The sequence below is a fragment of the Epibacterium sp. HA2-3 genome (assembly GCF_055693725.2).
In genome coordinates, this window is record NZ_CM172490.1 from 2,149,668 (window position 1) to 2,162,580 (window position 12,913).

General features: G+C 61.2%; 13 protein-coding genes. 2 read left to right on the forward strand and 11 right to left on the reverse strand.

Going from position 1 to position 12,913, the window contains the following annotated elements; translation table 11 throughout:
* Nucleotides 1-36 precede the first annotated feature (36 nt).
* From pdxR to ACZ1HH_RS10100, 7 genes are all read right to left on the reverse strand, one after another.
* Nucleotides 37-1,434 (reverse strand): MocR-like pyridoxine biosynthesis transcription factor PdxR, encoded by a 1,398-nt coding sequence (pdxR, locus tag ACZ1HH_RS10070; RefSeq protein WP_472636557.1) that lies wholly within the window; start codon nucleotides 1,432-1,434, stop codon nucleotides 37-39.
* Between the two features lie 107 nt (nucleotides 1,435-1,541).
* Complete coding sequence (locus tag ACZ1HH_RS10075) at nucleotides 1,542-3,623, reverse strand: molybdopterin-containing oxidoreductase family protein (RefSeq protein WP_487320262.1); 2,082 nt, start codon at nucleotides 3,621-3,623, stop codon at nucleotides 1,542-1,544.
* 194 nt (nucleotides 3,624-3,817) lie between these two features.
* Entirely contained in the window at nucleotides 3,818-4,840 is a 1,023-nt protein-coding gene (locus ACZ1HH_RS10080; RefSeq protein WP_011539493.1) for a GGDEF domain-containing protein, read from the reverse strand.
* Complete coding sequence (locus ACZ1HH_RS10085; protein WP_011539494.1) at nucleotides 4,837-5,424, reverse strand: heme NO-binding domain-containing protein; 588 nt, start codon at nucleotides 5,422-5,424, stop codon at nucleotides 4,837-4,839. Before ACZ1HH_RS10085 ends, ACZ1HH_RS10080 begins: the two co-directional genes overlap by 4 nt.
* A 415-nt stretch (nucleotides 5,425-5,839) precedes the next feature.
* Nucleotides 5,840-7,399, reverse strand: a complete 1,560-nt coding sequence (locus ACZ1HH_RS10090; protein ID WP_472636559.1) for a trimethylamine methyltransferase family protein — start codon at nucleotides 7,397-7,399, stop codon at nucleotides 5,840-5,842.
* 130 nt (nucleotides 7,400-7,529) lie between these two features.
* Entirely contained in the window at nucleotides 7,530-8,222 is a 693-nt protein-coding gene (locus ACZ1HH_RS10095) for an HAD family hydrolase (protein ID WP_472636560.1), read from the reverse strand.
* Between the two features lie 36 nt (nucleotides 8,223-8,258).
* On the reverse strand, nucleotides 8,259-8,543 hold the full coding sequence (locus ACZ1HH_RS10100; RefSeq protein ID WP_011539497.1) for a DUF3572 domain-containing protein: 285 nt from the start codon (nucleotides 8,541-8,543) through the stop codon (nucleotides 8,259-8,261).
* A gap of 116 nt (nucleotides 8,544-8,659) precedes the next feature.
* Between ACZ1HH_RS10100 and ACZ1HH_RS10105 the strand changes: the two genes are divergently transcribed.
* Nucleotides 8,660-10,063 (forward strand): diguanylate cyclase, encoded by a 1,404-nt coding sequence (locus ACZ1HH_RS10105; protein ID WP_472636561.1) that lies wholly within the window; start codon nucleotides 8,660-8,662, stop codon nucleotides 10,061-10,063.
* 45 nt (nucleotides 10,064-10,108) lie between these two features.
* Here the strand turns inward: ACZ1HH_RS10105 and ACZ1HH_RS10110 are convergent, their stop codons facing one another.
* The 4 genes from ACZ1HH_RS10110 to ACZ1HH_RS10125 all read right to left on the reverse strand — a co-directional run bounded on the left by ACZ1HH_RS10110 (nucleotide 10,109) and on the right by ACZ1HH_RS10125 (nucleotide 12,203).
* Entirely contained in the window at nucleotides 10,109-10,618 is a 510-nt protein-coding gene (locus tag ACZ1HH_RS10110; protein ID WP_168610404.1) for a periplasmic heavy metal sensor, read from the reverse strand.
* Nucleotides 10,615-11,010 (reverse strand): hypothetical protein, encoded by a 396-nt coding sequence (locus ACZ1HH_RS10115; protein ID WP_168610403.1) that lies wholly within the window; start codon nucleotides 11,008-11,010, stop codon nucleotides 10,615-10,617. Before ACZ1HH_RS10115 ends, ACZ1HH_RS10110 begins: the two co-directional genes overlap by 4 nt.
* Complete coding sequence (locus tag ACZ1HH_RS10120) at nucleotides 11,003-11,629, reverse strand: RNA polymerase sigma factor (protein WP_011539501.1); 627 nt, start codon at nucleotides 11,627-11,629, stop codon at nucleotides 11,003-11,005. The genes ACZ1HH_RS10115 and ACZ1HH_RS10120 overlap by 8 nt, the downstream gene beginning before the upstream one ends.
* Before the next feature lie 70 nt (nucleotides 11,630-11,699).
* Nucleotides 11,700-12,203, reverse strand: coding sequence for an EF-hand domain-containing protein (locus ACZ1HH_RS10125; RefSeq protein WP_487320263.1), 504 nt, complete (start codon nucleotides 12,201-12,203; stop codon nucleotides 11,700-11,702).
* Between the two features lie 266 nt (nucleotides 12,204-12,469).
* On the opposite strand from ACZ1HH_RS10125, the gene ACZ1HH_RS10130 reads away from it, so the two are divergent.
* Nucleotides 12,470-12,901: a DUF983 domain-containing protein gene (locus tag ACZ1HH_RS10130; protein ID WP_011539503.1), complete on the forward strand. Its 432-nt coding sequence runs from the start codon at nucleotides 12,470-12,472 to the stop codon at nucleotides 12,899-12,901.
* The last annotated feature ends 12 nt before the right edge of the window (nucleotides 12,902-12,913 follow it).

The following is a 12,913-nucleotide window of genomic DNA, read 5'->3' on the forward strand; positions in this document are numbered from 1 at the left end:
CATTCCACCACTCACGCACCGCCGAGAAGCAGGGGATTATCCTGTTGAGGAAATCGTCGCGCGCAGGCGCGACAGGGCTTCTGCCTGCTCATCAAGATCATTGAGGCAGGCGCCCAGAACCACCCCATTGAAGGCGCCCGCGCGGCGGCTGTAGCTCGAGAGCGCCTCAGCACCCACACCGGCTGCGCGTGCGGCTGTTGTCACGGTCTGATCGCAAATTTCGGGACGCAGATGCAGCACGACCTGCATGCCAGCTTGGTAATCCTCCACATGGCCCACATCAGAGAAATCCGAGCGCAACCGCGCGATCAGGGTCCGGTGCCGTTCTGCATAGATTCGGCGCACCCGGCGCAGGTGCCGGTAGAACTCTCCGTGCTGCATAAACTCCGCCAGAGCCGCTTGGGGCATGGCACTGGCACGCGCACCCTTGCGACGCATCGCCCGCACGAGGCGCTCCACCAGCGCCTCGGGGGCCACGATGTACCCCATCCGCAAGCTGTTCGAGAAAATCTTGGAGAAGCTGCCGATGTAGACTGTCCGCCCCTGCCCGTCGACACCTGCCAGCGCGGGAATCGGTCGGCCCGCATAGCGAAATTCCGAATCGTAATCGTCCTCGATGATCCAGCCCTGTGACTGCGCCGCCCAGCGCACAAACTCTTGTCGCCGACCCGCGCTCATCGCGCCACCAAGCGGGTATTGATGCGACGGCGTCAGAACCACCACATCGGTGCCATCGCCAGTTGTAGGGACTTCGGCCCCTTGGGAATCGAGCGCCAAGTCTCGGATGCGACGCCCCTGCGCCTGCGCAAACCGTCGGATCGGGGGATAGCCGGGATCCTCCACCCCAACCGCTCCGGTGTTCGAGGCCAGCGCCGAGAGGCAAATATCCAACGCCTCGGTCGCGCCAGAGGTGACCAGCACCTGATCCGGCCGCGCGGCGATCCCGCGCCAATCGTTCACATGGGCGGCAATGGCCTGGCGCAGCTCCGGATGACCAAAGCGCCCGCAGCCCATCAACATATCTTCTGGACGTGTGCGGCAGAGGCGAGCAACGGCTTTTGCCCAGGCGCGGTGCGGAAAGAGACGCATGTCCGGCTGGCCAGCCTCCAAGAGCAGGTCTCCCCGCTCGCTGAGGTCCGCAGGTGGCGTGGGCGTCCCTTTCGCCGGAAGCTCCACCTCGCCCATGGCACAGACGGTATAACCCGATCCGCGCCGCGCCATGAGATAGCCCTCGGCCACCAGCTGCTCATAGGCCGTCACGACCGTCGCACGCGCCACCCCCAGATCCCCCGCAAGCGCCCGCGTTGCCGGGAGCCGCGCCCCGGTGGCAAGGGCTCCGGAGCGAATTCGAGATCGCAAGGCCGTGCAGATCTGCTCAAAGATCGGCACATCAGATCGCCGATCCGGCGTAAAGGCGGGCAAATCGCTTGGCATAATTGGTCCGATCAGAGTGTCCTCTTGGCAACGTTATGCCTGCGCCAATCGACAGACAAGCAAAGACCGGGCACAACGCCCGGCCCCTGTCTTTCCCAGATGCGCACTCACTCGGCGGCGCGCACCCCGGCATAGGCGCGCAGCTCAACGAAGGTCTCGTTATAGCAGGCCCCGTCGCCAATATCGGTGCGTACCTCCGCCGGGATCAGAGCGTTTGCGGTGAGGCCCGTCTTGGAACTGATGCGCCATGTACCCTTGGGGGCATACGTCACACCGCGCTGCATCGCATCCGAGATCTTGAGACGGAACGTGACGCTTCCGCGGGCGTTGGCAACCTCGACCAGATCACCATCCTGCAGCCCCCGTGCGGCGGCGTCTTCGGGATGCACCTCGATGCTCTCGGGCCCTGCGGAAAGCGGCGCGCTGCCGAAAGTGGCATTGATGCGTTTGTCCGAACTCGGGGTGATCAACACCAAGGGCAGGTCCTGCGGCATCGGATCATAGCGCGGCACGCCAAAGCCGGTCTCCGCCTCGAGCGCGGCGCTAAAGAGCTCAATCCGGCCTGTTTCTGTGTCAGGCGTCACCGTCTCGCAGAGGATCAGAGCAGCGCCATCGCTTTTTTGCATTTCCAACGCGCGATCCACCGGCATCTGGCTTGGGGGGCGGCCTTCAAATTGCGGATGGCTGGCATCCATCGCGTCATCCATCAACTGCACGTCCGAAGCCTGATGCTCTGGCTCGATATAGCCAAAACGCGCGGCCAGACGGCGGAAAATCTCCGTGTTCGGCAGACTTTCCCCGATGGGCGCGATCACGGGCTCGGCCCGCTGGACATAGTTCTGACCATAGGCGGCAAAGATCTCATCGTGCTCAAAGTGGGTGGCTGCGGGCAGGATCACATCGCAATAGGCCATGCTGTCGGTCATCACCACGTCGCAGCCAACGGTAAAGATCTCAGGCTGACTCAACGCCGCAATCATCCGAGTCTGGTCGGGGTGTGTCGCGACAGGATTGTGGTTGTAGATCATGACGGCATTGATCGGTTTGGATTGCTCGCGATCAAGCATCAGCTGTGCCACATCAAGGATATTCACCACCCGTGTTTCAGGGTCGATCAGGTGATCGCCCTGCAGACGGGCACGTGTCTTGGGGGAGGCCAGTCCGGATTTGGCCACCACCCCGGCTCCCAATCGCCCGTGCTGCCCCAGGAGCGCATTGAGCGCCATCGCCGCGCGCAGCCCCGAACCTCCGGAGCGTCCCCGTTCCATCCCATTGCCGGTGGAGGTGGCCAGCCTCTGCGCAGTCTGCATCCAATCCGCCAGCTTCAGGATATCGCTGACAGCGAGGCCGCAGATTTCAGAAGCGTTTTCAACGCTGTGCTTGCGCGCCTCGTCCATATACTCGTCAACGCCATGCACCCAATGCGCAATAAACTCCACATCAAATGCGCCGCGCCGTTCGAGTTCAGCCGCAAGCGCATGGGCAAGCACCACATCGGTTCCGGGTCGCACCTGAAGATAGAGGTCGGCCTGCTCTGCGATCTTGATCCGCTTGGGGTCAATCACCACCAGACGCGCACCCTTGGCGCGGGCCGCTTTGACGATCCGTGTCAGATGCAGGTTGGACACCGTCACATTGTTGCCCCAGACCACGATGAGATCGGCATGCTGGGCCTGTTCGGGCGGCATTCCGGGAGCATTGCCATAGAGGCTCTCATAGGCGAGGCTGCGCACCCCGCCGCAGAGCGGGCCGCGATCCATTCGCGTGGCGCCCAGACGGTAGAAAAATCGCCGATCGAGCGAGCCCCCCGCCAGCTCCCCGTGAGGTCCAGCATAGTTCAGCGGCAAGATCGACTGCGCGCCATGCGCATCAATGGCAGCGTGAAACCCTTCGACCACAAGATCCAGCGCATCCTCCCAACTGATGCGTTCAAACGTGCCAGCCCCCCGCGGCCCCACCCGCCGCAGCGGATGTGTGAGCCGCGCCGGACCATGTACAAAGTCAGGGTATGCGCGCGTGACCTTGTTGCAGACCACACCGGCCGTAAACGGATTGGCATTTGAGCCGCGTACGGCAGTAATCTGATCGCCCGTCACCTCGACGCTGAGGCTGCAGGTGTCCGGGCAGTCCAACGGGCATACGCTGGGCACGACACGCGTGTCTTGAGAGGATCTGGCTTGTCTGGACATCGAAGGCTCCACTTTTGGCGTCCTCTCCGGCTAGTGCAAAAGAAGCCCTATCAAAAGCGCCAATATCCGAGAAAAAGAGCAGTCCAATTTTAGACTTCGAGCCATGCCAGATCGAAAAGGCCCACACGGAAGAAATCCGTATGGGCCAAATACCTTTTGCGCGAAAGCGGCGCCGCGGAGAGGTATGTGCGCTGTCAGGCAGACTTGCTGTTTTGCTCGACCAGATCCATCTCATCTTCGAGGCTGGGCGTATAGAACATATGCTGCGCTTTGCCCGCCCGTTTGGAGGCGTAGAGCGCAAGGTCGGCCTGATGCAATAGCGTCGCCGGCAGAGGCTGCGCGACATCCGTGGACAAGGTGGTGCCCGCAGAGGCGGAAATCCGGCACTCATCCGCGCCATACATGATCGGCTCTTCAAGGCGCTCGATCAGGCGGCAGGCCAGGTCATTGATCCGGTTGCGATCCATCAACCCCTCAAACACCAGCACAAACTCGTCACCACCGATGCGCGCAACGGTGTCAGATTTGCGTGTACACTCCACCATGATGGAGGCCACCCGCTGCAACACCGCATCACCTGCGGCATGACCGTAGGTGTCATTGACAGATTTGAAGAAGTCGAGATCGACATTCATCAGGGCAAAGTCGCGCCCGCCGCTGATCAGGCGGTTCAACACATGGTCCATGGCGCGACGGTTCTTCAGCCCGGTCAACGTATCGGTAAAGGCCTGCTCCTCGGCGGCAATCTTGGCCCCTTGCAAGCGCAGGTTCAGCTGGCGCGACGCCTCCATAGCGGCGGATTTCGCCTCCACCAGGTAAAGCATCTCGATCGTGAGATCCGTGGGCGAGAAATCCTGACTGGTCAGATTGAAGTCGCGCACCGCATCCAGCACCGAAATCCCGAAAGAGAGATTTATGAATGCGCCCCGCCCCTTGGGGAGCGGAACCAACACGCCCTTCATCCGGGTGTGCGGCGCGTCATGAAGCTGAAAGTGCAGTTTGCTGCCAGCGGTATTCATGAGATCAGCAACGGCTTTGACGGAGCGAGGCCGCTGCAGGTCCAGCACCTCGAGCACCGGTTTGCCCAACCAGCCATTGTCGCCCCGAATCTTGTCGAGGGTCGGACCGTGGCTCACGATCAGGCCATCCGCATCGATGATCACATGCATTGGGCAGAGTTGGTCGGCAAGGCCGGTCAGCTGTTCGAAGGTCATCATAATGTATGCGCCCCCAGTTCAAACGCGCGCCCCTCGCTGAAATCGCTTTCCACGAGAGTGATCGAAATCACGTCGGAGCCCTCCTGCTCGCCCACGAGATCAAGGATCACCAGAGCGCCGTAATCATCCGCCATCGCACGAAGAACCCCCGTCATCACCTGTGCATAGCCCGGCACGCCCGGTTGGCACAGCAACTGGAACTGACCCGGCGCCTGTTCGATCAACTCAAGCCCCGGCAAATGCAGATCCGACACTGCAAGGCGGGCGCGATCCGGCAGGTCATCAAGCGAGTGCAGGAATTCAACGTAGTTCACGCCACCAAAGCGCAGCAGGCGCCTGAGAGCCTCGACCTGAGGGTTGGAGACCAGAAATGTCCCCACATCTTCGAGGATTTCATCAAGGGGGCGTTCGAGTTTGGCTTCGACCGCGCGCAGCATTCGAATCGATTGATCTTCAGGGTACACAAGCATGGCCTCGAACTCGGTAAACCCGAGCCCGCTTTCATCCATGATGTCTGCCCAGCGCTTGTCACCATAAGTGCTTGTGACAAAAGCCTGAACAGCCCTGTTGATCAAACCGTGCATACGGTTGCTTCCCTATTTCACCTCTGTTTTTTCTTAAGCAAACAAACTTAAGAAAGCCCAAAGACCTCCCCACATCGACGGGCTTGAACCGAAAAAACTCGGCGCATTGCGTCACTTTTCTCAGACCAAGCGGGACACCATGCCGGTGGCACAAGCAAAAAACCGGCAGCGGGATGTCTCCCACGGCCCAATACCACCACCAAGACTTGTAGTTTCAACGCGCTGCGCACTGTTCAGTTACACTGCTTGCGAATTTCAAGATTCGAAAGCTCTGAACGAATTCAGCCCCTACCCCATTCAATCGTATCTGCGCCTATCATACCGCAAGCACCATGGAGGCTCCAACCCCATAGTGCCCGCTCCCCTTGTGGAAGCGCGTAAAATTGCTTGCGCCGCGTCAATTGAGTAACAATGGTTAAAAATCTGTGGGGGCTCCGCCTTCTTCCTTCCGGCGGGCGACGAAGGCCTGCAGCTCTTCGCGAATGCCCTCATCAAGCGTCGGAGCCTCGAATTCGTTGATGATCTGCTTGAAGAGACCGTTTGCTCGCTGCGCGGTCCAGGTTCCGCCCGCGGCCTCCCAAGCCTCATAATTGTGCCAGTCGCTCAGGAACGGCTGATAAAAGGCTGTCGCATAACGATCCTGCGTGTGCTGGATGCCGAAGAAATGTCCATCATTTCCGACCTCCCGGATCGCATCGAGCGCGATTTCCTCGGGGCCGGTGGCATTGATGACCGGATCCATGTAGCGCTGGATCATCTGCAAGACCTCGCAATCCATGATGAATTTCTCTGGAGAGGCGATCAGCCCGCCTTCGAGCCAGCCCGCAGCGTGGTAGACCATATTCGTGCCCGACTGCACCGCTGCCCAAAGCGAGTTCGACGTCTCCCACATGGCTTGCCCATCCGGCACATTGGCCGCGCAAACGCCGGAGGACCGCATCGGCAATCCGTAAAATCGTGCCATCTGCCCGGTCATTTGAGTCGCGCGCATATATTCAGGAGTTCCAAATGCAGGTGCTCCGGACTTCATGTCGACATTGGAGGTAAACGTCCCGATCGCGCAGGGCGTGCCGGGGCGGACATATTGGAATAGGGCAATGGCGCAGAGCGCCTCTGCCAGCGACTGCGCCACGGCCCCCGCCATGGTGACTGGAGCCATCGCACCTGCCAGCGTGAACGGTGACACGATCACGGGTTGGCCCCGCCGCACCAGCCTCAGCGCACCATCAATCATCGGCTCGTCATGCTTCAAGGGCGAGGTGGAGTTGATGTTCGTGTACATGTGCGGCTGGGCGTCGAATTCCTCATGGCTCAGACCACCCGCGATGCGCACCATCTCCATCACGTCCTCGACCCGCTCTTTGCCGAGCGAATAGGCATGCATCACCTTGTCGGTGAGCGTGAGCTTGTCATAAAGCACATCGAGGTGACGGATCGAGGCATGGAGATCGACAGGCTCCACCGGATAGCCCCCCGCAAAATGGATGCAGTTGAAATACTGCGTCAATTTCAGCAGGTTCTGGCAGTGTTCACGGGTGCCGGGGACCTTCTTGTTCAGGTCCATATCCCAATAGTTCGGCGGCGAGGACACATTGCCAAAGACGATCGAATTGCCGCCGATGCGAATGGCGCGCTCTGGGTTGCGCGGCGTCAGGGTGAACTCCGAGGGGGCCTTGCCCACCATCTCCATCACAAACTCGCGGTCCATGCGCACCAAAGCGCCATCCACCTTGAGCCCCGCCTCCTTGAAGATCTCAAGCGCTTCGTCGTTCAGGAACTCGACGCCGATCTCCTCGAGAATGCGCATCGCGCCATCATGGATTGCGGCAATACCCTCTGCGGTGAGCGGCTCGACCGGGCGGTCAATATTGACCGGAGGCTTCCATGGCATCTGCTCCAAAGTGGCGGCTCCCCGACGGGCGGCTGCACCGGCCCGGCCTCCTCCCCGGCGTCGGCGCGCTTGTGTCTGCGACATGGGATTCCCTCTCCTGCGACGGATTTTTTACCCGTCCAGATTGGGCCGGATGACACCAGACACACCTGTCCAATACCGACACCTCATGTCGCATTTGCCCTTCGTGATGCCGCCGGAGTGCGTTCCAGCCTCAGGCCTGCGCAAGCCAGTCCGGGATATGACCGATATTTGGCAGCACTACATCGGCCAAATCGGCCAGATCCTCGGCGCGAGCCAAACCGGTCAGAACGCCGATGGTGCGCATCCCCGCTGCACGCCCCGCGATCAGGTCGTGGCGGCTGTCGCCGACCATCGCGGTTGCGTCGGGGGCGACACCCAAATGGCTACAAAAGGCCAGGAGCGGGTCGGGATCGGGTTTGGCGCCAAACCCGCTGTCAGCCCCGATCACCATGTCAAAATGGTCATAGACGCCAGAACGGGTCAGATGCCGTTGCGCCGAATGCGCGCCGTCATTGGTCATCACGCCCAACTTCAGGCCAGACGCGCGCAAGTCCGACAGAAACGGCGCAAGCGGTACCGCCTGTGCCAATTCGGCCTCACCCGCAGTGCGGATCAGGTATTGCTCAAGATCAGCCTCACTCATCTGCGGCACATGCGGCGACAGCACCTCGGCCACCTCGTCATTGGTGCCTGCGATCACCAGGCTGTCGGGACGAAAGGCGCGTTCGGTCAAATCGTAGCGCACCGCCTCGGCCATCGCGCCCAGACGCCCTGTGTCCTCACCGGCCAACTCCGTGAGCATCCCCAGCGCCCAGCCATTCCAGGTCTGGGCAAAGTCAAAGAGCGTGCCGTCCTTGTCGAAAAGAAGCGCAGAGAGAGTCATGAGAAGTCCTTGGGAAAATCCGTTTGGCAGCGTGTATCACGTCCAGTGCACCTGTTCACCCCCGGGCAGCGTCGCGCGGGCTTCCACAAGCGACGGATATGGCACGCCCTCATGGTCACAAAACGCCATCACCCAGGAATCGTCCATCAGCAGAAAGTCCAGCACTGCGCCGAGAAACTCCGGGTCGTTCACGCGGTCGCGCAAATCACTGAGCGAGGCTCCGCTGGACCCCAGAAAGATTGGCAAGAGCTCTTCGTTCCCGGCCAGCCAAGTGAGCGCCTTTAGGCCCAGAACCTCGGCGCGATCGGCGGAAAATGGCATAACGGCCTCCTTGTCGACATTTTTAAGTCAATTTGCACTACCCCCGAAAGGGTTTGTTAACCAGTCTCAACAACACTCAAACACAAGCAAAAGCCGGGAATGAAGGTGTTTTCAACGTGCAAGGCACGATCCTAGTCATAGATGGGGTATCCACCAATCGCATCATCTTGAAGGTGCAACTGACAGCAGCCTGTTTCCAGGTGCTGCAGGCCGACAGCCTGTCGGCCGCGATGGCCCTGATGAAAGACAACCGCCCGGATCTCGTCCTCACTGCAATGACCCTGCCGGACGGCGATGCCGCGGATGTCAAACGCGCCCTGGACCGGGTGCGCCATGGCGCCGGGGTGCCGGTGATTGCGCTCTGCCCGCAAAACGATCGCGGCACCCGCATCATGGCGCTGTCGGCGGGTATCGACGAGGTGCTGCCGCTTCCGGTGGACGACATGATCCTGCAGGCGCGCATCCGCAGTCTGTTGCGCATGCGCATGCAAGACGACGAACTGCACCTGCGCGAAGAGGGTGTTGCCGCCTTCTCCGTACCGCTGAAGGACACCACCGCCGCTCAGATCACACAATCGGATGCGACTGTCGCATTGGTTTGTCATGATCTGCAGACGGCGCAGAAGTGGAAATCCCGCCTCAGCGCCAACGTGGACTTCCGTCTGAAAGCTTACAATGTCGACGCGATCCAGGATCTGATGCGCACGCCGGTGCCGGATGTGATCGTGATCGAGCTTAACGAACACTCGGCTGGCATGGCGCTACGTCTGTTGGCGGATCTGCGTGCCCGGATCAGCACCCGCGACAGTGTGGTGATCGCGGTGCCGAACCCCGCCGATGCCAGCATCGCGGCAGAGGCGCTGGACCGGGGGGCGCATGACGTCTTGCACTGCGGCTTTCAGGTGGATGAACTGACCCTACGGATCACCGCGCAGCTTGCACATCAGCAGCGCGCCGAAATGATCCGCAACACCCTGCGTGATGGCTATCGTGCGGCGATGCGTGATCCGATGACCGGGCTCTACAATCGCCGCTACGCACGCCCGTTCCTCGAACAGGTGACCCAAGACGCCCAATCTGCGGGATCAAATTTCGCCGTGATGGTTGCGGATCTGGACCATTTCAAGCGCATCAACGATGCCTATGGCCACCCGGTGGGCGATGCGGTCCTGATCGAAGCCGCGCGTCGCCTTCAAGCGGAGTTGCGTGGTTGCGACCTGCTGGCGCGGATCGGTGGGGAGGAGTTCATGCTGGTGCTGCCGGATCTGCACCCCGACGAGGCAAGCACCGTGGCCAACCGACTGTGCCGCGCGATCAGCGGCAGCCCCTTTGTGGTCAAAGGCTGCGCACAGCCTCTCGAGGTCACGATCAGCGTCGGCGCCATCGTCGCGCAGCAAGGCACGCAGCCGTTGAGCGCCGATGATCTCTTTGTGGCAGCGGACCGCACGCTCTATGAGGCCAAGCACGCGGGCCGCAATCAAGCCGCGATCAAGGGGCTCACACAGAGCGCCGCCGCCTGATCCCTCTGCATCCATAAGATCTGCAGATCACGCGTCCTTCGGGGATTATGGACGATCTTCGCGTGGCTTGCGAAACCGTGCAATGTGGTCCCTTACCTTTTCGGCAAAACCTGCACGCTCTGCGGGCGTCATCTTCTGCAGCTCTGCAATCCAGACCTCATGCATGGAGCTGCGGAAGGCCTGCGCAGACTGGCTCTGCGCGTCGATCTCGGCGCGCAGGCGATCGGCATCAAGCGGGTCCTGCTGGATCACCTCCAGCAGCACATTGAGTTCGGCCAGCCGCCGCTCGACAATGTCGCCGTGCTTGCCACTTGCGAGCCTGCGCAATGCGCGCCGCTCCGCATCATCAAAGGAGCGATACATCACCGCCCCGATTGCATCTGCCGCCGCAGGAGGTGGAGCCTTGTGGCGATGCGGACCGGGACGACCCTCGCGCAGCGCGGCACCCACCATGATCCCCACCACCGCGAGATTGCCCGCAAGCGACAGCGCAAACACGGCCTTCAGCCAGCGTGGCATCCGCGAAATCCCCTTGGGTTCAGCTGTATGTGTCATTGCAAATCCTCAGCCAGCACCGTGGCCAGATCAAAAGTTTCATAGGCCGCATAGTCTGTTGTCTCACTGCCTGTGCGGGCCAGCGTCTGCAAGCCCGGCGTGTCCAGCATCAGGTCCGGTGCATTGATCCCGACCCAGAGCCCGACGCAACTCGCGGCCACCAGCCCTCCCAGCGACGGCCAGCCCCCCAGCGCTGCAATCAGAACCTCAATCGGGCCACGCCGAGGAGGCTCTGTCGCGGTGCTGCTGAGGTGCCCCGCCTGCGCGTCGGCTGCATCGGCGAGGATGGACTCCATCAGGGAGGCGGGCACCTCGGGACGGGTCGCGCGCGCCTCGGCAAAGAGTGCGTCGAGATCGTCAATTTCGGTCTGGCTATTTGGCTTGTTACCCATCTTGATACCCCAATTCCTCGCGCCGACCCGCCAATGCTGCGGCCAAAGCGCGTTTGCCCCGTGCGGTCAGGCTTTCCACGGCCTCCACGCTGATCTCCATGACCCCGGCGATTTCCGGGTTCGTCAGTTCCTCGATGTGGCGCAGCACCACGGCCTGACGTTGCCGCTCGGGCAAGGTCATCAGCGCATCTTGCAGCGCGTCCCGGCGCGCCCCCTCCTGAAGAGCCTCCGCCGCCCCGGCCGCAGGGTCAGGAGGTTCCGGGATCGCGTCCAGATCCACATGCCCGCCACGAACCCGGCGTTTGTGGTCGATGCAAAGATTCATCCCCACACGATAGAGCCAAGTAGAGACGCGGGCCTCGCCATTTCGCCAGTCGGGCGCGATTTTCCACAGCCTGAGCATCGCTTCCTGGGTCACGTCTTCGGCCTCTGCGCGATTGCCCAATACCCGTGTCGCCAGTGACAGCACCCGCGGCGCAAGCCTCCGGGTCAGCTCTGTCGCCGCCGAAGGATCGCCATTGCCGAAGCGGATCAGCAAGGCTTCGTCGCTGAGCGCGGGCTCCACAAAGGTGGCCCGCGTCGCGCCATGCGCACGATCAACGCCCGTCTCGGCGGTCATCGGTGCTCCGCTCGCAAGCGGAGACACCGGTTTTTTGGCACCCATATGCACTGTGTCGTTTGGATCAGGTTTACTCCGAGTCCTGGCCCGCACCTGCACGATGCTTTTCGGGCCCACCGCGATGATGCTGACGCTTTCTGATCTCTTCGACAAGAGCCTGTGCGGTATCGAACTCCGCTTTGGAAATGGAGCCATTGCCATCGGTATCCGCCTTTTCCAGCAGATTGATCGCACCGTGGCGGCGCGGCATTTCCTCGGCGCTCAGGCCTCCATCCCCATCAGTGTCAAACCGCTCGATCATCTTGGCTGTGCGACGGGCCATCCGCTCTTGCGCGCGGGCATTCAACTCGTCGGCGCTCAGGACGCCATCCCCGTTTTGATCAGCCTCGGCAAACCGCGCTTGCCCGCGCGCCGCAAGCTCGTCTTGGGTCAGCGCGCCATCGCCATTGGCGTCCAGCTGTTCAAACGTGGGCTTTTCATGGCGCGGGCCAAAGCCTTGCTTGGCCAGAACCTGCCCCCCCGCCAGAGCGGTGGTGAGCGTCAGCAGAGAGGCGATCAGGATCTGTTTCTTCATGACATCGTTCCTTCGTTGAGCCGCAGCAGCACCATGCTGCCCGATGTATGAGTAAAACGCGCGCCCCCGCAGTTTCCGTCGCAGATTGTCGAAATTTCTATGTCGCCCTCGGAAAGGTAAGTTTTTACGGAGGTTTTACCCCCCCGCGTCACCCGGTCACAGCGTAATACATCTGTGATTTGCATATTTGGGATAAACCATTGAAGTAATCACGACCACTGCACACGAATTATTACCCAAGCGCGCATAGGTCACGGAGTATTCAGATGACAGACACGCAAGGCCTCACCCCGCAGCACGCCTCCGTTGATGAGGAACGTCAGACCAAACCGGCCCTCTGGAAGGGCTGGCGCGGACGTTGCCCGAACTGCGGCGAAGGCAAACTGCTGCACAGCTATCTCAAGGTCAACGACAGCTGCTCTGAATGTGGTGAGGAGTTCCATCACCACCGTGCCGACGATGGCCCCGCCTATCTGACGATCCTGATCGTGGGACACCTGATGGCCCCTTTGATGCACTATATGGCGTTTGAGTGGCGGCCCTCGCCCTGGGTCATGGCTTCGGTATTCTCGACCGGCTGTCTGGCGGCCTCGCTCTATCTGCTGCCGCATCTCAAGGGCGTGGTGGTTGCCTATCAATGGGCCCGCCGCATGCATGGGTTCGACAAGACGCCAAAAGAAAAGACCTCCGCCGCCTGATCGCCCCCTTTT